This window comes from Rheinheimera pacifica, assembly GCF_024809855.1.
GTDB classification, from domain to species: Bacteria; Pseudomonadota; Gammaproteobacteria; order Enterobacterales; family Alteromonadaceae; genus Alishewanella; species Alishewanella pacifica_A.
Genome location: NZ_JANUEM010000024.1, coordinates 1 through 25,600 on the forward strand (window position 1 = coordinate 1; position 25,600 = coordinate 25,600).

23 protein-coding genes are annotated in these 25,600 nt (G+C 49.6%); 14 read left to right on the plus strand and 9 right to left on the minus strand.

Features of this window, described 5'->3' with window-relative positions:
- Positions 1-143: 143 nt before the first annotated feature.
- Complete coding sequence (locus tag M2404_RS19600) at positions 144-698, minus strand: winged helix-turn-helix domain-containing protein (RefSeq protein WP_259241651.1); 555 nt, start codon at positions 696-698, stop codon at positions 144-146.
- Positions 699-854: 156 nt separating this feature from the next.
- On the opposite strand from M2404_RS19600, the gene M2404_RS19605 reads away from it, so the two are divergent.
- The 7 genes from M2404_RS19605 to M2404_RS19635 all read left to right on the plus strand — a co-directional run bounded on the left by M2404_RS19605 (position 855) and on the right by M2404_RS19635 (position 7,854).
- Complete coding sequence (locus M2404_RS19605) at positions 855-1,607, plus strand: flagellar basal body L-ring protein FlgH (protein ID WP_259241652.1); 753 nt, start codon at positions 855-857, stop codon at positions 1,605-1,607.
- Positions 1,595-2,053 carry an LPP20 family lipoprotein gene (locus M2404_RS19610; RefSeq protein WP_259241653.1) on the plus strand — a complete coding sequence of 153 codons (459 nt, stop codon included), beginning with the start codon at positions 1,595-1,597 and terminating at the stop codon, positions 2,051-2,053. Before M2404_RS19605 ends, M2404_RS19610 begins: the two co-directional genes overlap by 13 nt.
- On the plus strand, positions 2,053-3,222 hold the full coding sequence (locus tag M2404_RS19615; RefSeq protein WP_259241654.1) for a flagellar assembly protein FlgT: 1,170 nt from the start codon (positions 2,053-2,055) through the stop codon (positions 3,220-3,222). The genes M2404_RS19610 and M2404_RS19615 overlap by 1 nt, the downstream gene beginning before the upstream one ends.
- Positions 3,212-3,862, plus strand: coding sequence for a hypothetical protein (locus tag M2404_RS19620; RefSeq protein ID WP_259241655.1), 651 nt, complete (start codon positions 3,212-3,214; stop codon positions 3,860-3,862). Before M2404_RS19615 ends, M2404_RS19620 begins: the two co-directional genes overlap by 11 nt.
- A 158-nt stretch (positions 3,863-4,020) precedes the next feature.
- A complete protein-coding gene (glyQ, locus tag M2404_RS19625; RefSeq protein ID WP_259241656.1) occupies positions 4,021-4,944 on the plus strand; it encodes a glycine--tRNA ligase subunit alpha in 924 nt (307 codons plus the stop codon).
- The gene (gene glyS, locus M2404_RS19630; RefSeq protein WP_259241657.1) at positions 4,944-7,001 is read left to right on the plus strand and encodes a glycine--tRNA ligase subunit beta; all 2,058 of its coding nucleotides are present in this window, start codon (positions 4,944-4,946) and stop codon (positions 6,999-7,001) included. The genes glyQ and glyS overlap by 1 nt, the downstream gene beginning before the upstream one ends.
- 94 nt (positions 7,002-7,095) lie before the next feature.
- Positions 7,096-7,854: a hypothetical protein gene (locus M2404_RS19635; RefSeq protein WP_259241659.1), complete on the plus strand. Its 759-nt coding sequence runs from the start codon at positions 7,096-7,098 to the stop codon at positions 7,852-7,854.
- A 1-nt stretch (position 7,855) separates the two neighbouring features.
- Here M2404_RS19635 and M2404_RS19640 read toward each other — a convergent pair whose 3' ends face one another.
- The gene (locus M2404_RS19640) at positions 7,856-8,908 is read right to left on the minus strand and encodes a GGDEF domain-containing protein (RefSeq protein WP_259241660.1); all 1,053 of its coding nucleotides are present in this window, start codon (positions 8,906-8,908) and stop codon (positions 7,856-7,858) included.
- Positions 8,909-9,251: 343 nt separating this feature from the next.
- Between M2404_RS19640 and M2404_RS19645 the strand changes: the two genes are divergently transcribed.
- Positions 9,252-9,698: a hypothetical protein gene (locus tag M2404_RS19645; protein WP_259241661.1), complete on the plus strand. Its 447-nt coding sequence runs from the start codon at positions 9,252-9,254 to the stop codon at positions 9,696-9,698.
- A 57-nt stretch (positions 9,699-9,755) separates the two neighbouring features.
- Here M2404_RS19645 and tusA read toward each other — a convergent pair whose 3' ends face one another.
- The 3 genes from tusA to fadB all read right to left on the minus strand — a co-directional run bounded on the left by tusA (position 9,756) and on the right by fadB (position 13,654).
- Positions 9,756-10,004: a sulfurtransferase TusA gene (gene tusA / locus M2404_RS19650; protein ID WP_259241662.1), complete on the minus strand. Its 249-nt coding sequence runs from the start codon at positions 10,002-10,004 to the stop codon at positions 9,756-9,758.
- Between the two features lie 316 nt (positions 10,005-10,320).
- Positions 10,321-11,484: an acetyl-CoA C-acyltransferase FadA gene (fadA, locus tag M2404_RS19655; RefSeq protein ID WP_259241663.1), complete on the minus strand. Its 1,164-nt coding sequence runs from the start codon at positions 11,482-11,484 to the stop codon at positions 10,321-10,323.
- Between the two features lie 16 nt (positions 11,485-11,500).
- Positions 11,501-13,654 carry a fatty acid oxidation complex subunit alpha FadB gene (gene fadB / locus M2404_RS19660; protein ID WP_259241664.1) on the minus strand — a complete coding sequence of 718 codons (2,154 nt, stop codon included), beginning with the start codon at positions 13,652-13,654 and terminating at the stop codon, positions 11,501-11,503.
- Between the two features lie 190 nt (positions 13,655-13,844).
- Between fadB and M2404_RS19665 the strand changes: the two genes are divergently transcribed.
- From M2404_RS19665 to M2404_RS19675, 3 genes are read left to right on the plus strand one after another with little or no spacing between them, the layout of a single operon-like run.
- Positions 13,845-15,758, plus strand: a complete 1,914-nt coding sequence (locus tag M2404_RS19665; RefSeq protein ID WP_259241666.1) for a transglycosylase SLT domain-containing protein — start codon at positions 13,845-13,847, stop codon at positions 15,756-15,758.
- Between the two features lie 45 nt (positions 15,759-15,803).
- Positions 15,804-17,129 (plus strand): Xaa-Pro dipeptidase, encoded by a 1,326-nt coding sequence (gene pepQ, locus M2404_RS19670; protein ID WP_259241667.1) that lies wholly within the window; start codon positions 15,804-15,806, stop codon positions 17,127-17,129.
- A gap of 22 nt (positions 17,130-17,151) precedes the next feature.
- On the plus strand, positions 17,152-18,603 hold the full coding sequence (locus tag M2404_RS19675) for a TrkH family potassium uptake protein (RefSeq protein WP_259241669.1): 1,452 nt from the start codon (positions 17,152-17,154) through the stop codon (positions 18,601-18,603).
- Here the strand turns inward: M2404_RS19675 and trkA are convergent.
- The 4 genes from trkA to def are packed head-to-tail and all read right to left on the minus strand — an operon-like array spanning position 18,600 to position 22,773.
- The gene (gene trkA / locus M2404_RS19680; protein ID WP_259241671.1) at positions 18,600-19,976 is read right to left on the minus strand and encodes a Trk system potassium transporter TrkA; all 1,377 of its coding nucleotides are present in this window, start codon (positions 19,974-19,976) and stop codon (positions 18,600-18,602) included. The genes M2404_RS19675 and trkA overlap by 4 nt on opposite strands.
- Positions 19,973-21,289, minus strand: coding sequence for a 16S rRNA (cytosine(967)-C(5))-methyltransferase RsmB (gene rsmB / locus M2404_RS19685; protein WP_259241673.1), 1,317 nt, complete (start codon positions 21,287-21,289; stop codon positions 19,973-19,975). Before rsmB ends, trkA begins: the two co-directional genes overlap by 4 nt.
- Positions 21,286-22,245 (minus strand): methionyl-tRNA formyltransferase, encoded by a 960-nt coding sequence (gene fmt / locus M2404_RS19690; protein ID WP_259241675.1) that lies wholly within the window; start codon positions 22,243-22,245, stop codon positions 21,286-21,288. Before fmt ends, rsmB begins: the two co-directional genes overlap by 4 nt.
- Before the next feature lie 12 nt (positions 22,246-22,257).
- Positions 22,258-22,773: a peptide deformylase gene (gene def / locus M2404_RS19695; RefSeq protein WP_259241677.1), complete on the minus strand. Its 516-nt coding sequence runs from the start codon at positions 22,771-22,773 to the stop codon at positions 22,258-22,260.
- A gap of 123 nt (positions 22,774-22,896) precedes the next feature.
- On the opposite strand from def, the gene M2404_RS19700 reads away from it, so the two are divergent.
- From M2404_RS19700 to M2404_RS19710, 3 genes are read left to right on the plus strand one after another with little or no spacing between them, the layout of a single operon-like run.
- Positions 22,897-24,006 carry a LysM peptidoglycan-binding domain-containing protein gene (locus M2404_RS19700; RefSeq protein ID WP_259241679.1) on the plus strand — a complete coding sequence of 370 codons (1,110 nt, stop codon included), beginning with the start codon at positions 22,897-22,899 and terminating at the stop codon, positions 24,004-24,006.
- Positions 24,007-24,029: 23 nt separating this feature from the next.
- Entirely contained in the window at positions 24,030-25,121 is a 1,092-nt protein-coding gene (dprA, locus tag M2404_RS19705) for a DNA-processing protein DprA (RefSeq protein ID WP_259241681.1), read from the plus strand.
- 2 nt (positions 25,122-25,123) lie between these two features.
- Entirely contained in the window at positions 25,124-25,597 is a 474-nt protein-coding gene (locus M2404_RS19710) for a DUF494 family protein (RefSeq protein WP_173502609.1), read from the plus strand.
- The last annotated feature ends 3 nt before the right edge of the window (positions 25,598-25,600 follow it).

Consider the following 25,600-nt stretch of genomic DNA (forward strand, 5'->3'; position numbering starts at 1 on the left):
TTGAGAGAAATCTGTGGTGCACCCGTATTCTCACAAATCGCGGAGAACCTTAGTTTTAAGGGGAATGTAACTTTTAAGGTTTATGAGATCCCACACAGGTTGTAATCTGATATGTAATCGAAAGCGGGCCTGCGGGCCCGTTTCTATTTCTGCTCTATGGTAGTTTCTGGCTCGGCATAGTAATAACCGACACCATACATAGTGTGGATAAAACGCAGCTTGGGGTAGAGTTGGCGGTGTTTGGCGCGTAGTTTGCGGATATGGCAATCTATGGTGCGCTCGCAAATATCAGCATAGTCGCTGTAGCTGCTGTCCATCAGGTGGCTGCGGCTGAACACCTGCCTGGGGTGGGTGGCCATTAACTGATGAAACTTAAATTCCAACTTGGTTAGTTTTACCGATTGCTGTGGCGAGCTTAGCGTAAAGCGCAGGCTGTCCATCACCAACAGTGGTGGCGGTTGCTGGTTGACGGGGGCAGCCACCACTGTAGCCGAGCCTGGGCCTGCCAGGGATTTTAAGTGTGAGCTTAGATCGCCAAGTACGCCGTTTAATTCAGTGATCTGTGCAGCCATACGCTGATAGAGATCGGGCGGAATATCAGATTTACGTACCTGTTGCTCCAGCAGCGAGACCAGCAAAAACGCTTTCTGTGAAAGCTGGGCGCCTTCATGATTATCCGTTTTATCTGTCACTGTCATCACACCTCCGGAAAACAATACTATGAATGAAAACTGAATAATGTGAAGGACATTTTACCTTTATTAACGCTTTTCCCTGATTCTTCCATAATTTTTCCATATTGTTTCGCTAACCTGATACTGGCTGAATACGGCTTGGGTAAGGTACTAATAGCGATGAACAAATATCTGGTTGGCTTAATACTAAGCATAAATACACTAACGGCATGCTCTGCTTTTAATGACACAGCACCACCTGCTGGTTTGGAAGACATGGTAAAGCCTGAAGCTGGCTTGCCGGTGTCAAAACTGGACAAGCCAGACCCGGATGATCCTTACTACGCTGCGCTGGAACCTGAGCCTGAAGTTATGCCGCTAAAAAGAAATGGCTCGCTGTTTAACCCCGACCGGCTGCACAGTTTATATGTAGAGCGCTCGCATTTTAAGGCCGGTGATATCGTGTCGGTGCAGTTGTCGGAATCTACCCGGGCGACCAAGAAAGGCAATACCGAACTGAAGAAAAGCTCAGACTATAACCTGGACCCGATCCAGATCCCCGGTGGTAACCTGAAAATTGCCGGTAAAGAAGTAAACCTGGGCCTAAGCCAGGACCAACGCTTTAAAGGTGATGGTTCTGCCAGCCAAAGCAACGATTTTGAAGGCGAGCTTACGGTAACGGTAATGCGGGTATTAAACAATGATAACCTGCTGGTGCGCGGCGATAAATGGATGCTTATTAATAATGGCAAAGAATTCATAAGGTTAACCGGAATTATTCGGGCGAAAGATGTCGATAAAGATAATAAAATTAAATCGACCAAAATTGCCAACGCCCGTATTGAATATTCTGGCACGGGTGCACTGGCTGATAGCCAGCGCCTGGGCTGGTTAACCGAAAAACTGAATAATCCAGAGCTATGGCCATTTTAAGCCGCTGCCTGTTACTGGCTTTAGCGTTAACACTGCTTAGTGCTTGCAGTTACGAGCGCACGATCAGGTACACGCTGGAGCCACCGAAGCAAACCCTGATATTGGAAGCTACCGGTTATGCGGTGGTGGAGTCGCAACCTGGTAACAGTTATGAAGACAAGTTACTGCTGGCGATGGCAGCGTCGCGTCAGGACGCGTACCGCCAACTGGCCGAGCAGCTTTATGGTAAGAAACTAACGGCCAGCTCCAATGCCGAGCAGTCAGTGCTGCTGGAGGATACTGTGCAAAGCCAGGTGCAGGGTGTAATAAGAGGAGCTGAGCTGGTAGACGCGGCAATTGACGGTAAGTTGTTTGTTACCCGGCTAAAATTGGACACTGCGAATCTGATCACGTTGCCACACGCAGGGCTGGCTCCGGCCGGCTCGCGGCAGAAGTGGTGGCGCTGATGCGTATAATCGGGTTGCTGCTAGCTGTGTTACTGGCATTTGAAGCCGCTGCTGAATGGTACAGCGGCAGCGGCACAGCAGTGGTTTTTGATGACAACCGTCAGCTGGCGCGGCAGCAGGCAGCAAAGCTGGCCCTGCGCGAAGTGTTGTTGCAGGCTGATGTCTCACTGGCCGCTATGGAATTGTTTCGCCAGCAAAACCTGGCCGAAGAGTTGTTTACGCTGCATTCTTCGGTACCTGTATCGCAAATTATTATTCAGGAAGAGCATGAGCGTGATGGTCAGTTATCGATAACGCTGAAAGCCGATGTCTGGCCGCAGGTAAATTTATGTGACGATCGCAGCATAGCAAAAGCACTGGTGCTCACGCCGTTTAGTTTATCGGCCGGTGCAACTCAGGTTGCGCTGGGCAACAACGAGCTGAACAAAGAAATAACCAGCCGCTTTCATACCGCTATTCAGCGCAGCCCGGCCGATTTTCTGGTAAAGGCGATCAGTAACGAGCCGCTATTTGCCCCTGAGCAATTTCAACATAGCAGTGCCCAGCACCAGCTACGTTATATGGCGGAATCAGCACAGGCGCAGTTTATTATCGCCGGGCGGTTACGCAACCTGGCATTTGGCCGTCAGGCGGCTGGCTTGCTAAGAAAAGAGCGCTGGGTACGTCAGTTTGCACTGGAAGTCAGTGTACTTGACGGTGCCAGTGGCCGCTTGATCCAAACTAAACAATATCAAACCCGTGTGCTGTGGCCTTTTGCAATTACAACTGAAGTAAACCCTGCCAGCGACCAGTTGTGGCGTGCTGACTTTGGTGTTGAAGTGCAGCGCCTGGTGTATGAAGCAGTAGACGATATTGCTGCCGCACTTAGCTGTGTGCGGGTAAAGGCCCAGGTTATCCGCGTGGTGGGTGGCAATGTAACAATCAGCGTTGGCAGCAGGCAAGGGGTAAAACCGGGAGATACATTCAGCCTGTTACACAGCGACAGCTTTACCGACAGTTGGGGTAACAGCTACGCGGTAACGGCAGAAAATGACAGCCAGCTTGAGGTGGTGCGGGTGTATCCGGACCATGCAGAAACACGCCCGGTTAAGGCAAACTATCTGGCTCCGGTGCAGGTGCGGGACCTGGTACAACTAGACAGTGTGAGGGAGAGACAATATGCAAATTAACGGCAATATGTTTAACACCATGACCGACTGGTTAAATGACGGCACAGCAGAAAGCGACAACAATGCTGACTTTATGCAAACCCTGAATTCGGCGCTGAACCCTGACAGCGAAAACGCAGAGCAGCAGGTTGGCCAACTGGTAAGCATACTAAGCGGCCAGACCGATACCACAGCAATGAGCAGCCCGGATGCAATGTTTGCTGCGTTAACACAGAATATGATGCAAAGCATGGTGCAGGCTGCACTGGAGCCCACACCTGAGCAAGCGGCCGCAACAGCAGCGGAGTTGGAAAACCCAACCGCTACAGCCTTTGCCAATGGCAGTTCGCCTGGCTTTGCTGATGTGCTGGATATTATCAACCCGCTGCAACATATTCCGCTGGTAAGCCAGTATTACCGTGACTGGACCGGCGATGATATGGGGTATATTTCGCAGGTGGCCGGTGGCGCATTCTGGGGCGGCGGTGTGGGCGTTGCCACCTCTTTTGTTAATTTGGGCCTGACCAGCGTAATGGGTAAAAGCCCTTCGCAGTATGTTCAGCAACTGTTTGCCTCTGATGACGTTACCGACACAAGTGCTGCCAGCACCGCAACAACAGCTGCAAAAACAACAGCTACAGTACGCCCGGTGAGCAGCTAACAACGGCTAATTCTGCTACTTGGGGCCGCTATGGCCCCCAATCCTGCAATAACAGCAAGCGGGTGGCTAACATTTTTGCCAAAAGCCGGTTCTGACCCTACAGATCGCCGCCACAACCAAGTATACTTTCCAGTCATTTTTTCAGTGAGTCACTACGCATGCATAAGTACGATATTAAAACCTTCCAGGGGTTAATACTGGCCTTACAGGATTACTGGGCGCGGCAGGGCTGTGTATTGGTGCAGCCACTGGATCTGGAAGTAGGTGCCGGTACTTTTCACCCTATGACCTTTTTACGCTCACTGGGGCCGGAACCCACTAACGTGGCCTATGTGCAACCGTGCCGCCGGCCAACAGACGGCCGCTACGGTGAAAACCCGAACCGGTTACAGCACTATTATCAGTTTCAGGTAATTTTAAAACCGTCACCGGACAACATTCAGGAGCTGTATTTAGGCTCGCTGCGTGAGCTGGGTATTGACACCCTGGTGCACGATATCCGCTTTGTGGAAGACAACTGGGAATCGCCAACACTGGGCGCCTGGGGTCTGGGCTGGGAAGTATGGTTAAACGGTATGGAAGTTACCCAGTTTACTTATTTCCAGCAGGTTGGGGGCTTAGAGTGCCGCCCGGTTACCGGTGAAATTACCTATGGCTTAGAGCGTCTGGCTATGTATATCCAGGGCGTTGATTCTATTTACGCTCTGGTCTGGACCGACGGCCCGTTGGGCCGGGTAACCTATGGTGATGTATTTCACCAGAATGAAGTAGAGCAAAGTACGTACAACTTTGAACACGCCGATGTTGCGGCATTGTTTAGCTACTTTGACCAGTGCGAAAAAGAAAGCCAGTACCTGATTGAGCAAGGCTTGGCGTTACCTGCCTATGAAAAAGTAATGAAAGCCTCGCACGCTTTTAACATGCTTGATGCCCGCCACGCTATTTCGGTAACCGAACGTCAGCGCTATATTCTGCGGGTACGGGCACTGGCTAAAGCCTGTGCAGAAGCCTATTACGCTACGCGTGAGAAGCTGGGCTTCCCGCTGTGTAAAAATAATAATAGCGCTGAGCAGGAGGCATAATGAGCGTGCAAGATTTTTTTGTTGAAATTGGCACCGAAGAGCTGCCACCCAAATCGCTGAAAACACTGGCCAGTGCCTTTGCTGATAATCTGAGTGCTGAACTGGCCAAGCTGGAATTAAGGCACACTGACGTACTTTGGTACGCCGCACCGCGCCGTTTAGCTGTGCGCATTAATGGCTTAGCTGCGCAACAAACCGATAAAGTGGTTGAAAAGCGTGGCCCGGCCATTGCCTCTGCCTTTGACGCCGACGGCAAACCGACCAAAGCTGCCCAGGGTTGGGCTGCCGGTTGCGGCATAGCGGTAGAGCAAGCCGAAAAGCTGGAAACGGATAAAGGCGCCTGGTTGCTGCATAAAGCCAAAGTAACCGGGGCTGCCACGGTTACCTTGTTGCCGGAAGTAGTACAGCAGGCGCTGGCTAAATTGCCAATTGCCAAACCAATGCGTTGGGGTAACTCAACCGCTGAGTTTATCCGCCCGGTACACACCATTATTATGTTGTACGGCAAAGATGTGGTACCTGCCACTATTCTGGGCCGTGTTAGCGGTAACCAAACCCATGGCCATCGCTTTCATGCGCCGGAAAAAGTTACCGTTAACCATGCTGACGACTATCTGGCAAACCTGCGTAAAGCCTTTGTGGTAGCAGATTTTGCTGAACGCAAAGCCTTTATTGCCGCAGAAGTAGCCAAAACCGCTGCCACGCTTAACGGCCAGGCACTGATGGACGATGCTTTGCTGGAAGAGGTTACCGCCCTGGTAGAATGGCCTGTAGTGTTAGTGGGGAGTTTTGAACAAAGCTTCCTGCAGGTACCGGCCGAGCCGTTAATTTCTACCATGAAAGATAATCAGAAGTACTTCCCGTTGCTGGACCAAAGCGGCAAGTTACTGAATAAGTTTATCTTTGTCACCAATATCGCCAGCAAAGATCCGCAGCAGATTATAGAAGGTAACGAAAAAGTGGTGCGGCCGCGGTTGTCTGACGCGCAGTTCTTCTTCAATACCGATCGCAAGCAAAAGCTGGAACAACGCTTAGACAGCCTGAAAACAGTACTGTTTCAGCAGCAGCTGGGCACGCTGGCAGAAAAGTCTGAACGCATCAGTAAAGTAGCCGGCTTTGTTGCCGCAAAAATTGGCGCAGAGCAAGCAGCCGCTGAGCGTGCCGGTTTACTGTCTAAGGCCGACTTAATGACCAATATGGTTGGCGAGTTCCCCGAAGTACAAGGCATTATGGGTATGCACTATGCCCGGCTGGATGGCGAAGGCGAGGCCGTAGCACTGGCTTTGAATGAGCAGTATATGCCGCGCTTTGCCGGTGACCAGCTGCCAACACGGTTAGAAGGCGCTGCAGTAGCCATTGCCGATAAGCTGGATACCTTAGTGGGTATTTTCGGCATCGGTCAGGCCCCCAAAGGCGATAAAGACCCGTTTGCATTGCGTCGTGCTGCCATTGGTGCGCTGCGCATTATGGTAGAAAAACAGCTGCCGCTGGATCTGGTAGATATTATTGCCTTTAGCCAGCAAACATTCGGCAGCAAGTTAAGCAACGCCAAAGTGGCAGAGGAAGTACTCGACTTTATGCTTGGCCGCTTCCGTGCATGGTATGAAGCCGAGGGTTACAGTGTAGATGTGATCCAGGCGGTATTAGCACGCCGGCCAACTAACCCAAGCGATTTTGATCGTCGCGTTAAGGCAGTAGCTGAGTTTGGTAAGCTGGATGCTGCCGCAGCCTTAGCCGCCGCTAATAAGCGGGTAGCCAATATACTGGCTAAAGTAGAGGGCGATATCGCCACTGCGGTAAATACTGCTTTATTACAGGAAGATGCCGAACAGGCACTGCACAGCGCAATCGTGGCCGAGCAAGCGTATCAGGCTGGCACGCATAGCTATGCCGAAGGCTTGGCGCATTTAGCGTCAATGCGCGAGGTTATTGACAACTTCTTCGATAAAGTAATGGTAAATGCCGATGACGCTGCTGTGCGGGCCAACCGCCAGGCGCTGTTAAAGCAATTGCGCGAGTTGTTTTTGCAGGTAGCAGATATTTCTGTGTTGCAGTAACAGGGTAAAATATCAGTTAAAAAGCCAGCATGATGCTGGCTTTTTGTTTGGGAAATTAGCAACATGGCAGCAGTGTAATGCAGGAAATGAGATCATGTCAGATAAAGCTGCTCCAACAAGCAAGGTGTCATACCACAGTTTGCATAAGTATATTCTGGAAAACCGGCGCTACTTCCGTTCTTTGCAGCAATTCTGCCGTAACCATCCTTCTATTCTGATTACATTACTCTATCTGTTATTAAGCCTGTCAGGTATTGTGCAGATGGTAGCAATGTTCCGGAATTTTAATTTTGATATTCTACCTTACCTTGATCTTAGCGATTATGTTTTGGCCGGGGTAACGTTTTATCAGCCTTTATTTCTGATCATCGCAGGCTTATTGTTAGGCGCGTTGTTTTACTATATACACCTGCGCTTATTAAAGCGGTTACGTTACCGGCGCTGGAGCCGGGGCCGGGTAGCGAAAAATAGTTTACTGGCAAAGCTATATTTTCCGCGGCCGCAACTTGCGATCCCAGTCGTATTGTTAATTTTTACCGTTTCATATGCGTGGTCGCAGGGTAATCGCACGGCAGCACAATTACTTCATCATACTGCTGCAGAGCTGCAGGTGCAGTTAATTTATCCGATGCCTTTTGCCACAACCCCTCTGGCAGTAAATAATACAAGGTTAATAGCAAGAACATATAACTATATGTTTTTACTTAAAGATCAAAAACTACTGGTTGTACCGAATGCTAACGTAGCAGCTATCAGCCCGGTTCCTGAAGTGGCAGATGTTAAACAAGAGCCTGAAACTGCCGAACCGGTAACATTGCCGGAGCCAACCCAGCCGCAGCCAGATAGGCAATAACTCAGTTCACCTGATTACGGCCGTTATGTTTAGACAGGTACATTTGTTGATCAGCCATTTTAACTGCGTCCTGAAAGCTGCTGGCACTGTCACACACGGCAACACCGAAGCTGGCGCTGACTTTATACTGCGTATTGTTTGCCAGCATGTGGCTGCGCTCAAACTGTCGGCGAATTTTCTCGGCTACCAAAAAGGCATCCGCACGGCTGGTATGCGGTAAAACCAGCAGAAACTCTTCGCCACCGGTGCGTATGGCAATATCGTTTTGCCGCAGGTTATGAGCAAACAAAGCGGCTACCGCTTTTAACACTTCATCACCGGCATTGTGGCCAAAGCGATCATTGAGCTGCTTAAAATGGTCGATATCGCACATAATCAGCGCCAGCGGAAAAAACTGAACTGGTTGCTGTGTCATGCTTGGCAGCAAGCTTGAATCAATAAAGCGACGGTTGGCTAATCCGGTCAGGGAGTCAGTATTAGCCTGTATCTCTTTACTTTGTTGCAGCAAATCCATGGCCTGGTGGCTACGCTCACGGTAATGATCGTTAATCCAGCATACGGTAATAACAATTAGCAAAGAGGCAATAAACCGGCTGATTTCAGCATCTTTATAATGCGCCAGAATAAGTTCGGGCACAAACAGCATTACGCTCAGTGCCAGCAGCAACAGCGCATTACCCAGCAGGGCATTACGTACACCCAGTAAACCGAACAAAATAGCCGGAAACGGAAATACCCAGTACAGCGCGGTATTATTAAAACCGCCTTGATACACCAAACTAAGTACAAAACTGCCCACCAGAACGGCCTCAATGATACAGGCCCGCTCAAGGTTATGGCTAAGATGAAACAACAGAATATTCAACAAAAACGCCAGAGCGGTGCCAAACAGAATAACAGGCAGCAGCGTTTGTTCTGCATTAATGTTTTTAATGCCATAAATAAACATAATAGCGCTGGTGATATAGCTGACAAAAGCGAGAATATAATGCCGCCTGCGGTCATCAATACTCTGAGCTTGTTTCGTGTAATGCTTACTCGGCGATGCTTGCAACTACAGCCCCTGACTTCAGGTTTATATATGATGCTAGCACAAATTTTCGCCGGTCAAGCTGCCAAATACGGCAGAACATTCCGGAGGATGTAAGCTGGCACAAGCTGCATACAAAGCGCTAGCGTGCTGTTAATAGTTTTTCCTGTAGTTTGCCTCCATCGCATGAGTTTAATAACAACTTTTTCACTCTCCGGAGGGGCAGTATGGCAGGGAGGAATAGCCGTTAAAGCCAATATCGGTGGCGCTTTTTTAGGTTTTTATTTACTTAAAGATTTGCTTGTGATAATTAATGTTTAACATTATGTTTATTTTTAGCTGGGGTTTATGTGTGTAAGGGTGAAGAATGAATGCAGCGGCTATTTCATTGCAACCTCTGGTTTCAGAACGTGCCGGCACTGTTCCGGTTGCGGAGATTTGGCTGGCTGGCGTTACCACAGCTAAGCTGATTGGTGGGGCAGTGCTTGAGGCTGCTTTTCACTGTGAACATGGTTACCTACTGTTTGTTACCGATGATATTCCTTTTGAAGACACGCTGAGCATTTACCTGATGGATCGGGATTTTCAGACACTGGATAGTGTAAATATCGGCGTGGCGTATTCTACCGGCAACTTTCACTTGCTACGTGAACCATCAGCACGTGAAGTGAATTTCAGTTTTATTGGCGGCAATAACTGGCGCCTTACTTTATTAGCTACACCGGAATTTTGCCTGCCGTTATTTAACGAACCTGCAGGTGTACGCCGCAAGCCCAGCTTTAAGCGTTGGTTTAAGCTAAGCTGCCCGCGCTAAAATTGTTGAGTTTGATCTGGTGGCCAACAAAATTTATTGATATTGGCATAACCGGCATTAACCACTAATCTTCTTCACTACATACCGATACGGCAGCTCTGCAGTATCACTGCCTACTAACTCATGATCCATAAAGCGGCAAAATGCCGGGATATCGCGGGTGGTAGCCGGATCGTCAGCGATAATCAATAAAGTTTCACCCACCTGCATCTTGCGAATTTGCAGCCGTATCATCATTACCGGCTCGGGGCAGCGCATGCCTAAGGCATCGAGGGTGTGATCTGCGCTGCTAAAAATCTGTTCCATTTATACTCCGGTAAAATTGTACGTTACAACACCACAAAACTGGCACTGAGGTTAAAACACTGCCAGCACAGCCACAGACAACGAGCGCAGCGAATGCGACAGGCGAGGCTGCAGGAGCAGCAGCGCCCGGCGTAGCCGCGTCGCACAGTTGCAGGGCAGGATGCCCGTAAACCCGCAGTGGCGAGCATGGCAGTGTTTTAACCGATGCAAAACTGTAATTCGCAGCTTCAGGGCTGCAGTTTGCTGCATTGTTTCAGCCAATAAATAAGGGCCAAAACGGCCCTTATTCTATGCGATTGTGGTTGTTGCTGCCAGCTTATGGCCGTTCAAAAACAGTCGCTATACCCTGGCCAAGGCCGATACACATGGTCGCCAGGCCAAATTTACCGCCTTTATCTTCCATGACGTTAATCAGTGTAGTGGCAATACGTGAGCCCGAGCAGCCCAGTGGGTGGCCAAGGGCGATAGCGCCGCCATTCAGGTTTACTTTCTGGTCGGCTACTTCCAATAAGCCTAAGTCTTTCATTACCGGTAATGCCTGCGCTGCAAAGGCTTCATTCAGCTCGGCGTAGTCGATATCGCTGATGCTTATGCCTGCTGCTTTTAACGCTTTTTTCGACGCCGGTACCGGGCCGTAACCCATAATAGACGGGTCGCAACCGGCCACACCCATACCACGCACGTAAGCACGGATTGGCAGGCCCAGTGCTTTGGCTTTATCTTCACTCATGACCAGCATGCCAGAGGCGCCATCAGATAATGCAGAAGACGTACCGGCGGTTACGGTGCCGTTGGCCGGGTCGAATACCGGGCGTAGTTGGCTTAGGGCTTCTACTGTAGTTTCCGGCCGGATCACTTCGTCGTAATCCATCAGCTTTAACACGCCGTCGGCGTCGTGGCCTTCGGTGAGGATAATTTCATTTTTAAACCGGCCCTGCAGGCTGGCTTCCTGGGCTAAACGGTGCGAGCGGGCGCCGAATTCGTCTTGTTGCTGGCGGCTGATGCCGTGTATTTTACCCAGTAATTCTGCGGTTAAACCCATCATACCTGCGGCTTTGGCTACTGAAGTTGCCAAGCCCGGGTGAAAATCAACACCGTGGTTCATCGGTACATGGCCCATATGCTCCACACCGCCAATTAAATACACTTCACCCATGCCGGTTTGGATAGCACGCACGGCGTCGTGCAAGGCCTGCATAGACGAACCGCACAAACGGTTAACGGTAACGGCGGGTACAGAATGCGGAATACCGGCCAGCAGGGCGGCATTACGCGCGATGTTAAAACCTTGCTCCAGAGTTTGTTGCACGCAACCCCAAATAACGTCATCAATGTCGCTGGGGTTTAATGCCGGGTTGCGCTCAACCAGTGCTGCCATGACATGGGCAGATAACTGTTCAGCGCGGATGTTACGGTACATGCCGCCTTTAGAACGCCCCATAGGGGTGCGGATACAATCTACGATAACTGCGTTTTTCATTATTTTGCTCCTGCGCTTAAACCGGAAAGAAACGCTGGCCGGCTGCGGCCATAGCGCGGGTTTTATCTGTTACCTGATAAATTTCGCCTAAATGGGCGTATTTATCGGCCAGGGCGACAAAGTTGCTTAAACCTATGGTATCGGCGTAACGCAATGGGCCACCGCGGAACGGTGGGAAGCCCAAGCCGTAGATCAGGCCCATATCGACTTCAGCAGCGCTGGCAACAATGCCTTCTTCCAGGCAGCGGATAGTTTCGTTAATCATTGGCACCATCACGCGGGCAATAATCTCATCGCGGCTAAAGTCCTGCTTACTAGCCGAGATATCAGCCAGCAAACTAACTGCGGCCGGGTCGATATCTTTTTTCGGCTTGCCTTTGGCATCTTTGCTGTAGGCATAAAAACCTACGCCGTTCTTCTGGCCGTAGCGCTCGTTTTTATACATGGCGGCTACCGGGTCGTTGTCCAGCTTTGCCATCCGCGTTGGGAAACCATCAGCCATTACATCGGTACAATGGTAGGCGGTGTCTAAGCCTACAACATCCAGCAGGTACGCCGGGCCCATCGGCCAGCCGAACTGCTTTTCCATTACCTTATCTACCTGGGCAAAGTCGGCGCCGTCTAATACCAGCTTGCTGAAACCGGCAAAGTAGGGGAACAGTACGCGGTTAACAAAGAACCCCGGGCAATCATTTACCACTATAGGGGATTTGCCCATTTTGGCTGCATAGGCTACGACTGCGGCGATGGTTTCTTCGCTGGTGTCTTTACCACGGATAACTTCTACCAGTGGCATACGGTGTACCGGGTTAAAGAAGTGCATACCACAGAAGTTTTGCGGCCGGCTTAAGTTTGTCGCCAGTGAATCAATTGAAATAGTTGAGGTGTTCGAGGTTAAAATAGCGTCGTCGCTTAGCAACGCTTCTACTTCTTTTAACACCGCACCTTTGATTTTCGGGTTCTCTACCACGGCTTCTACCACGATATCGACGCCTTTAACATTCTCGTTGCTAAGCGTGGGGGTAATAGAAGCGATAACTTTAGCCATGCCTACGGCGTCGAGCTTGTTACGCTCAACCTGCTTACCCAGCAATTTAGTGGCTTCAGCCATACCCAGTTGCAGCGCTTTATCGGCAATGTCTTTCATTACTACCGGCACGCCTTTTAATGCCGACTGATAGGCAATACCGCCGCCCATAATACCGGCACCCAGCACTGCGGCTTTTTTCACCGCTTTGGTTGCGGTTTTTGCAGCCTTTTTCGCTTTGCCTTTAATTAGCTGATCATTTAAGAACAAGCCAATTTGCGCCGTTGCAGCATCGGTTTTCGCCAGTTTGGCAAAACCGGCATTTTCCAGGGCCATAGCACCGGCGCGGTCTAAACCGGCGGCGGCTTCAATGGTGCTAACTGCCAGCATCGGGGCCGGGTAGTGTTTGCCTGCATTGGCAAATACCATGCCTTTGGCGGTGCTGAAGCTCATGGTGGCTTCAGTTTTGTTCAGTTTCAGCGGTTGTAACTTTACTGCGCGCTTTTTGCGCCAGTCCAGTTTGCCGGCAATAGCATCTTCCAGCATGCTTAGTGCTGCGGCTTCCAGTTTCTCTGGTGCTACCACCGCATCAATTAAACCAAACTTTTGTGCCTGCTCGGCACTATGATCTTTACCAGTAGTGATCCACTCCATAGCGTTGTCGGCACCAATAATGCGCGGCAGGCGCACTGTGCCGCCAAAGCCTGGCATCAAGCCCAGCTTTACTTCGGGCAAGCCAATGCGGGTTGTAGTGTCGGCTACGCGATAATCAGAAGTAAGTGACCACTCACATCCGCCGCCCAGTGCGAATCCTTTAAGGGCAACAATGGTAGGGACGGGTAAATCTTCGGCCAGATCAAAGATGTCAGAAGCCTGTTTAATCCACGGAATAAGCTCTGCTTCGGGCCGTAAAAAGGTGCTTAAGAATTCGGTAATGTCGGCACCGACAATAAAGGTATCTTTATCACTGCAAAAAATAACGCCTTTTAGCGCCTTGTCTGCGTGCAGCAGGTCTAAAGCTGTCTTACAATCAGTCAGGGTTTGTTGATCAAACTTGTTAACTGAGCCCTGTGCATTAAAGGCAAAGCGGACGATACCAGGTTTGAGGTAGGCAACACTGATGTTGTCACTCTGGTAAATCATAATGGTGCTCCTTGGTCGCGTATGTTAGGGTTTTTCGCAACTGGTACGATGAGGTTTTCTTGCTCAGTGTGTCGCGGTTCGGAAAAAAATTCAACCGTTATTTAAACACGTGTTTGAATCCGACTGCGGTGGTCAGCAGTAACTATAGGTGGTATTTTTTCTTTTTCGTGTATTTATCGGGGTTGTCACAGTGAAACGTATAGTTTTAATACTGAGTAACCTGCTCCTGATGCCACTGGCTACGGCATCTGTGTCTTCTGAGGCAGCGTTACGCAATGAATTTTTACAGGCCGAGCGCCAGATTGGCGGCTTGAAATCTGAGCAGGCACAAAAGGTGCTGGAAAAATTTGCTGACTATCCGTTGCAGCCTTATTTGCAGCAACGCCGTTTACAGCAGTTTTTAACAGCTGATGAGCGTATTGCGGCATTTTTACAGCAGTATCAAAAAACACCGATGGACTGGCCATTGCGTAAACCCTGGTTACTGGATTTAGCCCGCCGGCAAAAAGCCGCTACTTATCTGGCCAATTATAATGGCTCTAACGATGCCGAGCTGGAGTGCCATGCGGTGCGCTTTAAGCTGGCAGATAAACATGCAGATAGCAAAGCCCTGTGGCCTGAAGTAACCCGCTTATGGGTAGTGGGAAAATCTCAGCCCAAAGCCTGTGATCCGCTGTTTTCCGCCTGGCGAAAAGCAGGCCAGCAAACCGCTGAGCTGGTATGGCAGCGCATCCGCCTGGCTGCCGAAGGCGGCGACTCGGGCTTAATACCTTATCTGAAAACGCAGTTACCGGCAGATCAGCAGTATATGGCTGATATGTATTTAAAAGCGCGGCAAAACCCGCTGGTAATTAGCGGAGCACAGTTTTTTCCGCTGAAAAAAGTGCATGAGCGTGATGTGCTGGCATATGGCCTGAAGCGGCTAATCTGGCGGGACCCTGATAAAGCCCTGGCACTATGGCAGAAATTTGTTAACGACCCGTATTTCACTGAGGCGCAGCGGCTGGATGTGCGGCGCCAGTTTGCGATAGCGCTTGCCAGCAAAGGTGATGAAAGAGCTGCTGTCTGGTTTAAACAGCTGCCGCCTGAGCTTATTGATAATATGCTGGCGCACTGGCAGGTAAGCCATGCACTGGCGCAGCTGGACTGGCCTAAAGTACAGCAGGTTATTGAAGCCTTTCCGGCTGATGTTGCTAAAGACAGTAGCTGGCGCTATTGGCTGGCTCGGGCGTATGAGCAACAGGGCCAGACAGATAAAGCCAAACCGTTGTTTGAAGCTCTGGCATTACAGCGGCATTTTTACGGCTTTATGGCTGCGGCTAAACTAGGCTTACCACCCAGCCTGGCGCATGCGCCTGTTACGGTCTCTGAGGACGAGCTGAAAACCCTGAAACAGCACCCGGCGGTAAAACGGGCGCAAGAATGGCTGGCGCTTGGGCGTTTAACCGAAGCCCGGCGCGAATGGAACCACCTGCAGGATACCTCAGACGAGCAGCAAAAACTGGTATCGGCCAAGTTGGCGCATCAGTTGCAATGGTACGAGCGGGCGATATTTTCACTGGCCGATGTGGGCTACTGGGACGATGTTGAATTGCGGTTTCCGCTGGCATATCAGGATGAAATCACGCAGTCGGCAGCTAAAGTGGATATAGAATCTGGCTGGGCTATGGCGATAGCCCGGCGCGAAAGCTCTTTTATGGCAGATGCTAACTCGCCGGTAGGGGCCCGTGGTTTGATGCAACTTATGCCTGCTACTGCGCGCGAAATAGCCAAGAAGCCGGTACAACTTACGCAACTGTATAACCCGGTGATCAATATCGATTACGGTACAGATTATCTGAATTACCTGCGTAAACGTAACGATGGTAATCTGTTAATGGCCACGGCGGCCTATAACGCCGGATATAGCAGGGTTAAGCAGTGGATCCCGAAAGCCCATGCGCTACCGGCTGATGTTTGGGTAGAAACTATTCCATACCGTGAAACCCGCGATTATGTAAAGGCGGTAATGGCGTATTACCAGATTTATAATATACGGCTAAATACCCCGACAGATGTGTTTAAACCACTGACTACGATGCAGATTGGGGTCGTGGTGGAATAATGTTATGATGCCCCGCATATTTTTCAGCCAATAGGTCAGACACTTATGACAGCTTCTTATCAAAGCCTGTATCAGGCCCATATTACAGAATTGCAGCAGCGTACCCGCCGGTTGTTAGAGCGCGAAAATCTGGATGCCTTAGTGATCCATTCCGGCCAAACGCAGCGCAAGTTTCTTGATGATATGGATTATCCGTTTAAAGCCAACCCGTTATTTAAAGCCTGGTTGCCGGTGATTGATAACCCGCACTGCTGGCTGATTGTCGATGGTGTAAATAAACCTAAGCTGATTTTCTACCGGCCAAAAGATTTCTGGCATAAAGTGCCGGACGAACCGCATGATTTTTGGGCTGAGTATTTTGACATTCAACTGCTGGATAAAGCCAACAAGGTAGAAACCCTGCTGCCGTATGATAAAGCACGGTTGGCGTATCTGGGGGAATACCTCGAAGTAGCGCGTGCATTGGGCTTTACTGAAATTAATCCCGAACCGGTGCTTAATTTTATTCATTTTTACCGCGCTTACAAAACGCCGTATGAGCAAGCCTGCCTGCGTATTGCCAACCAGATGGCCGTGGCGGGCCATAATGCGGCAAAAGCGGCTTTTTATGCCGGGGGCTCTGAGTTTGATATTCAGTTAGCCTATTTAGCTGCAGTAAGGCAAAGCGAAAACGAAGTGCCGTATGGCAATATTATTGCGCTAAACCAGAACTGTGCCATTTTACACTACACGGCGCTGGAGCGAAAATTACCCAAGCAACTGCACTCGTTTTTAATTGATGCCGGTGCTGAGTTTCATGGCTACGCCGCAGATATTACCCGCACTTACAGTTTTAACCCGCAGGACGAGTTCGGCAGTTTAATTACTGCAGTGAATGAAGCAGAACTTAAACTGGTTGCTGGTTTAAAACCTGGCCTGAAGTACGGCGAGCTGCATATTCAATGTCATCAGCATATCGCAGAGATTTTGCATCAGTTTGATTTTGTAAAACTGGCGCCTGACGCTATTGTTGAAAGCCAGATCAGCCGCACTTTCTTCCCGCATGGTTTGGGGCATCACCTTGGCTTACAGGTGCATGATGTTGGCGGCTTTATGGCCGATGAGCGTGGCACCCATGTTGCAGCACCGGAAAGCCACCCGTATTTACGTTGTACCCGTACTATTGAAGCTGATATGGTATTTACTATTGAACCGGGCCTGTATTTTATCGACAGCCTGCTGGCAGATTTAGCCGCAACCGAGTTTGATAAATACATTAACTGGCAAAAAGTAGATGCATTCCGCCGGTTTGGTGGTATCCGTATTGAGGACAATATTATTGTTCATCGTGACCGCAACGAAAATATGACCCGCGACTTGCAACTGGCTTAAGCCACAGGGACACCGCTAAGGTATGCAATACCGCTCGATAATCCGGATCCTGGGGTTGCTGATTGCTATTTTCAGCATCACCATGATCCCGCCGGCATTTGTTGCCTATTGGTATAACGACGGTGCCGGCGTACCTTTTATGTTGTCCTTTCTGCTAAGCCTGCTGATTGGTTTTGTGATCTGGTATCCGAACCGGCAATACAAAGCTGAGCTGAAGGTACGAGATGGCTTTCTTATTGTCGTGTTATTCTGGACAGTGCTGGGTACTGTAGGTGGCATACCATTGATGCTGGCCAGCAACCCGCAGTTAAGTGTGGCTGGCGCGATGTTTGAAGCCTTTTCCGGCCTGACAACAACAGGAGCTACGGTACTTACCGGTATAGAGTTTCTGCCCAAAGCTATTTTGTACTATCGCCAGCAGCTGCAATGGCTGGGTGGCATGGGGATCATTGTGCTGGCGGTGGCTATATTACCTATGCTGGGTGTCGGTGGTATGCAGCTGTACCGCGCTGAAACACCGGGGCCGGTGAAAGATAACAAAATGACGCCACGTATAGCCGATACTGCTAAGCACTTATGGTATATCTATCTGGCATTAACGCTAAGCTGCATGCTGGCATTTTATCTGGCGGGGATGAACTGGTTTGACGCCATTTGCCATGCGTTTTCTACAGTCGCAATTGGTGGTTTTTCAACTTACGATGCCAGTATTGGCCATTTCCAAAGCCCGCTTATTAATGCTATTTGTGTCATCTTTTTACTGCTTAGCGCGGTAAATTTTCCACTGCATTTTGCTGCTATCCGCGGTAAAAGTGTCAGCACCTACTTTCGCGACCCGGAATTTAAAGCCTTTTTAACTATTCAGGCTGTGCTGGTGTTGATTTGTTTTGTGGTATTACTTGAAACGAATGTTTACAACACGCCTGCGGAAGCACTGAATCACGGTGTATTTCAGGCGGTGTCGGTATCTACCACCGCCGGATTTTCTACCGATGGCTTTTCAGTCTGGCCTTTGTTTTTACCAATAATGTTGATTTTTTCCAGTTTTATCGGCGGTTGTGCCGGTTCTACCGGTGGTGGTTTAAAGGTAGTACGGGTATTGCTACTGTTTATACAGGGCAGGCGTGAGCTAAACCGGTTGATTCACCCGCGTGCGGTTTACGCGATAAAACTGGGCCGTCGTGCAGTGCCTGATCGTATTGTTGAAGCGGTGTGGGGTTTTTTCGCAGCCTATGCGCTGGTTTTTGTTGTCATTATGCTGCTGCTACTGCTGACAGGGCTGGACAACATCACTGCCTTTACCGCTACGGCGGCCTGTTTAAATAACCTTGGCCCTGGTCTGGGCGAGGTGGCAGCTAACTTTGGCTCTATTCCTGACAGCAGCAAGTGGATCCTGATTGTTGCCATGGTATTTGGCCGGCTGGAAATTTTCACCCTGCTGGTATTATTTACCCCGGCATTCTGGAAAGATTAAATAAAAATAGCACTAACCTGAAATAGCTTTTCTACTTCAACAATGTGCTTTTTATCTACCATAAACAAAATAATGTGATCATTAGTTTCAATAACGGTACTGTCGTGGGCAATAACCACTTCATCGCCGCGTACTATGGCGCCAATAGTGGTACCCGGCGGCAGTTTAATACTGCCGATAGCTTTACCCACTACTTTGCTGGTACTGCTGTCACCATGGGCAATGGCTTCAATGGCTTCAGCGGCACCGCGGCGCAGCGAATATACGTTAACGATATCACCCCGGCGGATATGGGTTAACAACGCGGAGATAGTGGCTTGCTGTGGTGAAACAGCAATATCTACTTCGCCGCCTTGCAGTAAATCTACATAGGCACCGCGTTTAATCAGCACCATGGTTTTTTGTGCGCCCATCCTTTTGGCCAACATGGCCGACATAATATTGGCTTCATCGTCATTGGTTACGGCGATAAACACATCAACCTGCTCAATGTTTTCTTCTTCCAGCAGCTCCGGGTCTGATGCATCGCCAACATATACCACGGTATTATCCAGCGCACTGGACAAAAACTCAGCCCGCTCTTTACCGCGCTCAATTAACTTAACGCTATGGGTTTTTTCCAGTGCCCGGGCGAGGCCAAAGCCAACATTACCGCCACCGGCAATCATAATGCGGCGGTAGCTGCGTTCCAGTTTTTGCAGTTCGCTCATTACTGCGCGGATATGTTTGGTGGCCGCGACGAAAAACACTTCGTCGTCGGCTTCAATAATAGTAGTACCGAGCGGCTTAATTGCGGTGCCGCGCCGGTAAATAGCGGCTACCCGGGTTTCGATATTCGGCATATGCTCTTTTAACGCCGACAACGCATGGCCTACCAGTAAGCCACCATAATAGGCTTTTACGGCTACCAGGCTGACCTTGCCACCGGCAAATTCCACTACCTGCAACGCGCCGGGGTAATCAATAAGGCGGCGGATATAATTGGTAACCAGGGCTTCCGGCGCGATAAAGTGATCGACCGGCATGTCGTCTTTATGAAACAGTTGATCGCGGTATTTCAGATACTGATTGGTGCGGATGCGGGCTATTTTTACCGGTGTATTAAATATGCTGTAAGCAACCTGACAGGCAACGATATTCACTTCGTCACTGTTGGTTACTGCCACTATCATATCGGCATCTTCGGCCCCGGCCTTTTTCAGAATATCCGGATGCGAGCCATGGCCGTGTACTACCTGCAAATCGTAACGGTCCTGCAGGGCGCGCAGTTTGTCTACATTGCTATCAACAATGGTGATGTCATTTTGCTCGCCAACCAGGTTTTCTGCCAGTGTGGCACCAACCTGACCTGCACCCAGAATAATTATTTTCATGCTTTCTCGTTGTTGGTCATTTTTTTCAGCCGGGCATAGAAAAAGCCGTCCATGTCCTGTTCGCCCGGCAGTAACTGCCAGCCATAGGGCTGATCTGCATGCTGCTGTGGCAACTTATCCAGCTTAGCATCGCTGTGTTGCTGTAAAAACAGTTCAATTTGCTGGCTGTTTTCTGCCGGTAAAACACTGCAGGTTGCGTAAAGCAGTGTGCCCCCCGGTGCCAGCAGGCTCCAGCATTGGCTTAAGATACGCTGCTGCAGTTCAGCCAGTACTGTAATATCAGCCTTTTTACGTAACCAGCGGATATCCGGATGACGACGGATCACTCCGGTAGCTGAGCAAGGTACATCCAACAAAATACGATCGAATAATTTGCCTTTCCACCAGCTGTCGGGCTGGGCGGCATCTGCGGCAATAACATTAGCATTTAAGCCCAGCCGGGCCAGATTTTCATGTACCCGCAACAGGCGTTTGGGTTCTTTATCCAGCGCGGTAAGTTCAGCCTCAGGTGCCAGTTCCAGTATATGACAGGTTTTACCTCCTGGGGCACAACAGGCATCCAGAATATGCTGGCTGCTGTTCACATCAAGCAATGTCGCGGCATATTGCGCTGCGGCATCCTGTACTGAGAACCAGCCTTCGGCATAGCCGGGCAGGGTGGTGACATCCTGTGCCTGTGTCAGTTTAATTGCCGCTGGCAAAGCGGCAACCGGCCGGGTATATTCAATATTCTGGCGGCTTAACGCAGCGGCATAGTCTGTCGGGTTAATTTTGCTGACATTTACCCGAAGCCACAGTGGCGCTTTTTGCTGGTTGGCATCAAGTATTTGCTGCCACTGTTGTGGGTAAGCCTGTTGCAGTGCGTTAATAAGCCAGCCCGGATGATTAAACTGCACTGCGGCCGGTGCTGTAGCAAAATTAAATAGCTCTGGTTGGCGTTGCACATTGCGCAGCACGCCGTTAATCAGTTTGGTGAGTGACTGGCCTTTTAATTCTCGTGCAGCATCGACAGTTTCGCTGATAGCGGCATGGTCAGGTATGCGCATAAACTTAAGTTGGTAAATGCCCACATACAGCAAAAACTGCAACGGGCGCAGTTGTTTGATCAGTGGCTTACTCATTAACTGGCTGCAAACGGCTTCAAGTTGCGGCAGGTGGCGCATTACGCCAAAGCAGATTTCCTGCAGCAGGGCTTTATCCAGCGGGTTATCTAGCAGAGCCTGCGCTTTGGGCAGTACCTCAGACAATGACATGCCCTGATCGACTACATCAAAGCAACTGCGTGCAGCAAGCACGCGAACGTTATAACTCATAGCACCTGGCCAATAATTGTACCGGGGCTTAACCAGTCTGCGCGGCCATTGAGAAAATCGGCGGCGCTCATAGCTTTTTTACCCGGCGGCTGTAGCTGGGTAATGAGCAATGCGCCTTCGGTGCAGGCAATACTGATGCCGTGTTTGTCGGCACTTAACACTGTACCTGCGGCTTTATTACCACTATTGCTGCTTTGTACACTTGCCTGCCATATCTTAATACTGCCTTGTGCCAGCGTAATATAGCTTACCGGCCAGGGGTTAAAGGCTCTTATTTCACGCTGCAGGGCACTGGCTGGTTTGTTAAAGTTAAGCAGGGCTTCGTCTTTATGCAGTTTGTCGGCGTAATTAGCCTGGCTGTCGTCCTGCGTTTGAGCCTGCTGCTGCAGTGCCGGTAAATTGGTTAGCGCCGCTAACAGGGCTTGGGGGCCCAGTACGGCCAGTTTGTCGTACAGCGTGGCGCTGGTGTCGGTGTTGTCAATATCGCAACTGACGGTGCTTAACATAGCGCCGGTATCGAGGCCTGCATCCATTTGCATAATGGTTACGCCGGTTTGGGCATCACCGGCCCAGATTGCTCGTTGGATCGGTGCAGCACCGCGCCAGCGTGGCAGTAAAGAGCCGTGCACGTTAATACAGCCAAGGCGGGGAGTATCCAGTACCGCTTGTGGCAAAATTAAACCATAGGCAACAACGATCATTAAGTCGGCGTTTAATGCCGCCAGCTCGTGTTGTGCCGGAGCTTTTTTCAGTGATTTTGGCTGATATACGGCCAGGTTATGCTGCAGGGCTAACTGTTTTACTGCACTGGGCTGCAATTGCTGGCCACGGCCGGCCGGCCGGTCGGGTTGAGTGTAAACACCGACAACCTGATGTCCGGCATCTAACAGCGCTTGCAGATGGCGCGCCGCAAAGTCGGGCGTGCCGGCAAAAATAATACGTAAAGGAGAGGTCACTGTATATCCTGTTTAAAGGGCGTGGCGCTGTGCCAGTTTGGCTTCTTTTTCCAGCTTCTTCCGGATCCGCTCACGCTTTAACGGTGACAAATAATCAATAAACAATTTGCCGACCAGATGGTCCAGTTCGTGTTGCAGACAAATTGCCAGCAGGCCATCAGCATGTAGTTCAAACCAGTTGCCGTTTCTGTCTTGTGCTTTTATGGTTACCTGGGCTGCGCGCTCTACTTTGGCGTAGTTTTGTGGTACAGACAAACAGCCTTCTTCATAGCTGGTTTCACCACTGCGGGCAGTAATTTCCGGGTTAATAAACACCATGGGGTCGTTGCTGTCTTCCGAGAGATCGATTACGACCACGCGCAAGTGCACGTTTACCTGAGTTGCAGCCAGACCAATACCATTTTCGTCGTACATGGTATCGAGCATATCGTCGACCAGTTGTTGGATCTCTGGTGTAACAGCTTCAACAGGTTTTGCTACTGTGCGAAGCCTTTCATCCGGGTAATGTAATACATGTAAAACGGCCATAATACCTACAAAAATATGCTTTGTTTCAAAGGTTGTGATATGTTTTAATTTTAGCCATTAATGCGCTGTATTAACAGCTTAGTGTGCAATAATTACAACAAGAACGAGCTCAAGGATGCCGGCATGCTGAAAAAACTCGCTGCTATTGTCACTCTGGTGGTTGTCAGTGGCTTTTTTAATGTGTTTGCCGACGTATTAAAAATTCGTGACGATGCCCCAGCCAGCTACGTTGTTAAAAAAGGTGATACTCTGTGGGATATCTCTGCTTTGTATCTGAGTGAACCCTGGTTATGGCCACAGCTGTGGCAAATGAACCCTCAAGTTGACAACCCACACCTGATATATCCCGGCGATACATTAACCCTTACTTATGATGCGCAGGGCAAGCCGCGCCTGGCAGTAAATAATAAAGTAAAACGCCTGTCGCCTACTGCCCGAAAAACATTAAAAAGTGCCGATGCGGTGTCCACTTTACCGCTAAGCATGATTCGGCATTACCTGACATTTGAACAGTCGCTGTCGGATGAACAAATTCAGGCTTTGCCCTATATTCTTGGTTCTAATGCCAATGTAAAAAACTCCGTCAGTGATCATATTATTTATGCTAAAGGTGTGCTGGATACCGGTGCCTCTTATGGTGTGTATCGCAAAGGCAAACCTTATGTTGATCCGGAAACTGAAACGGTGTTGGGTTATGAAACCACATTGGTAGCCACCGCACGGGCGTTCAGGCCAGGACATGACGCAACTGAAAATAAGCCGGTTGAAGCATCATCATTGAATGTACTTAGTGTGAAACGCGAAATTAAGCAGGGTGATCGCCTGATGCCTGCGCTGGAAGGCCAGGCGCTACCTGCGTTTTTTGTGATGGCTAAACCGGAGTTTGATATCGCCGGAACCATTATTGATACCACGTCAAATCTACGTGAGTTTTCCAAGTGGGATATAGTGGTATTAAACCGTGGCAATTTACAGAGTTTGAAAGCTGGCCATATGTTAGGTATTTACCGCAGTTCACCGGTTGTCATCGATGGTAAAAATGGCCCGGTATATGTCGAAGATGCGAACAAGCTGCAAAAAATGTTTAAGAACTTCGGTGACAGTACTATAGCTTTACCACGTGAAAAAGTAGGTGAGCTAATGGTATTTAAAGTATCTGAGCGCACCAGCTTTGCTATTGTCACTAAAACACAACGTCCAATCCGGGTTGGAGATTTAATCGCTAACCTGTAACTCAAGTATGGAGCCAGTTTGTCATGGAGGATATCCGCAACTGGCTCGCTTTAGCCACTGTGCATGGCCTTGATGGCCTGAAGTTCCAACGTCTGAGCGAGCAAATATCGGTTACCGAGCTGGTAACATTACCGGCCAGCACCTTAAGAAATATTGGTTTTACCGAGCGCCAGGCGCATATACTGGCTTATGAATCAAAAGCCAGGGTAGATAGTGCGCTGCAATGGCTGGCGCTGGCTGATAACCATCATGTTATTACTTATCTTGACCCACGCTATCCGGCATTGTTAAAGCAAACCAAACAACCGCCATTGTTATTGTTTGTTAAAGGTAACCCGCAGATCCTGGTACAACAGCAGTTAGCTATGGTGGGTAGCCGCCAGCCTACGCCAACCGGGCGTAAAGTAGCGCAAAGTTTTGCAGCAGAATTGTCACAGCAGGGCTATGTGATTACCAGCGGTATGGCACGTGGTATTGATAGTGAAAGTCATAAAGGTGCTTTGCAAGCTGGCGGTTTAACGATTGCCGTGCTGGGCCATGGCCTAAAGCAGGTGTATCCGGCTTCTAACAAAGCGCTGGCAGAAGCGATAACAGAGCAGGGCGCTTTGGTGTCAGAATATTTTCCCGATGTATTGGCGCGGGCAGAGTGGTTTCCGCAACGTAACCGAATTGTGGTTGGTTTAAGTATCGGTACAATAGTGGTAGAGGCTGGCTTAAAAAGCGGCACGTTAATCAGTGCTAACCTGGCAGCAGAATACAGCCGTGATGTATTTGCGGTACCTGGCTCGGTGTATAGCCCGCAATCTGCAGGTTGCCATGCACTTATTCAGCAAGGCGCTAAACTGGTGACCTGCGTGGCCGATATATTAGAGGAATGGAGCTTTTTTCAGAAAAGTTGTCTAACAACTGAGCCTGAATCAGAAAAAAGTACTGAAACAGACTTGTTTGCCTGCCAGTTGTTGGCTAACGTAGGAGATGAAGTTACCGCAGTTGATTTGATTGCACAGCGCGCCGGGTTGGCGATAGCAGATGCAACTATAGCGCTGTTACAGCTGGAGTTAGCTGGTGAAGTAGCAGCAGTTCCCGGTGGCTACATTAGAGTGAGGAGTGCCTGAGTATGTTTGATATCCTCGTTTACCTGTTTGAAAACTATATCCACAATGAATCTGACATTTACGTTAACCATGCAGATCTGACCAAAGAGTTAAGCCGGGCGGGTTTTCATGACGACGATATCTTCAAAGCGCTAAAGTGGCTCGACAACCTGTCTGCGCTGCAGGAAAGTCATGTTAAGCCCTATTTGTCCAAAGGTATCTCTAATGCTACCCGCATTTATTGCGCAGCGGAATTGGCGAAAATGGACGTTGAATGCCAGGGTTTTTTGCTGTTTCTGGAACAAATTAATGTGCTGGACGCTGTTACCCGCGAGATGGTGATCGACAGGGTAATGGATCTGGACAGTAACAGCATTAGCCTGGAAGATTTAAAGTGGGTAGTATTAATGGTGCTGTTTAATGTACCTGGCCATGAAAATGCTTACGCCCAAATGGAAGATTTAATTTTTGATGAACCTGAAGGGCCGCTGCATTAAGCG

Bases quoted from the DNA above. Each gene is read 5' to 3' on its own strand.
- M2404_RS19600 (WP_259241651.1), bottom strand. From the start codon at position 698: ATGACAGTGACAGATAAAACGGATAATCATGAAGGCGCCCAGCTTTCA.
- M2404_RS19605 (WP_259241652.1), top strand. From the start codon at position 855: ATGAACAAATATCTGGTTGGCTTAATACTAAGCATAAATACACTAACG.
- M2404_RS19610 (WP_259241653.1), top strand. From the start codon at position 1,595: ATGGCCATTTTAAGCCGCTGCCTGTTACTGGCTTTAGCGTTAACACTG.
- M2404_RS19615 (WP_259241654.1), top strand. From the start codon at position 2,053: ATGCGTATAATCGGGTTGCTGCTAGCTGTGTTACTGGCATTTGAAGCC.
- M2404_RS19620 (WP_259241655.1), top strand. From the start codon at position 3,212: ATGCAAATTAACGGCAATATGTTTAACACCATGACCGACTGGTTAAAT.
- glyQ (WP_259241656.1), top strand. From the start codon at position 4,021: ATGCATAAGTACGATATTAAAACCTTCCAGGGGTTAATACTGGCCTTA.
- glyS (WP_259241657.1), top strand. From the start codon at position 4,944: ATGAGCGTGCAAGATTTTTTTGTTGAAATTGGCACCGAAGAGCTGCCA.
- M2404_RS19635 (WP_259241659.1), top strand. From the start codon at position 7,096: ATGTCAGATAAAGCTGCTCCAACAAGCAAGGTGTCATACCACAGTTTG.
- M2404_RS19645 (WP_259241661.1), top strand. From the start codon at position 9,252: ATGAATGCAGCGGCTATTTCATTGCAACCTCTGGTTTCAGAACGTGCC.
- tusA (WP_259241662.1), bottom strand. From the start codon at position 10,004: ATGGAACAGATTTTTAGCAGCGCAGATCACACCCTCGATGCCTTAGGC.
- fadA (WP_259241663.1), bottom strand. From the start codon at position 11,484: ATGAAAAACGCAGTTATCGTAGATTGTATCCGCACCCCTATGGGGCGT.
- fadB (WP_259241664.1), bottom strand. From the start codon at position 13,654: ATGATTTACCAGAGTGACAACATCAGTGTTGCCTACCTCAAACCTGGT.
- pepQ (WP_259241667.1), top strand. From the start codon at position 15,804: ATGACAGCTTCTTATCAAAGCCTGTATCAGGCCCATATTACAGAATTG.
- M2404_RS19675 (WP_259241669.1), top strand. From the start codon at position 17,152: ATGCAATACCGCTCGATAATCCGGATCCTGGGGTTGCTGATTGCTATT.
- trkA (WP_259241671.1), bottom strand. From the start codon at position 19,976: ATGAAAATAATTATTCTGGGTGCAGGTCAGGTTGGTGCCACACTGGCA.
- rsmB (WP_259241673.1), bottom strand. From the start codon at position 21,289: ATGAGTTATAACGTTCGCGTGCTTGCTGCACGCAGTTGCTTTGATGTA.
- def (WP_259241677.1), bottom strand. From the start codon at position 22,773: ATGGCCGTTTTACATGTATTACATTACCCGGATGAAAGGCTTCGCACA.
- M2404_RS19700 (WP_259241679.1), top strand. From the start codon at position 22,897: ATGCTGAAAAAACTCGCTGCTATTGTCACTCTGGTGGTTGTCAGTGGC.
- dprA (WP_259241681.1), top strand. From the start codon at position 24,030: ATGGAGGATATCCGCAACTGGCTCGCTTTAGCCACTGTGCATGGCCTT.
- M2404_RS19710 (WP_173502609.1), top strand. From the start codon at position 25,124: ATGTTTGATATCCTCGTTTACCTGTTTGAAAACTATATCCACAATGAA.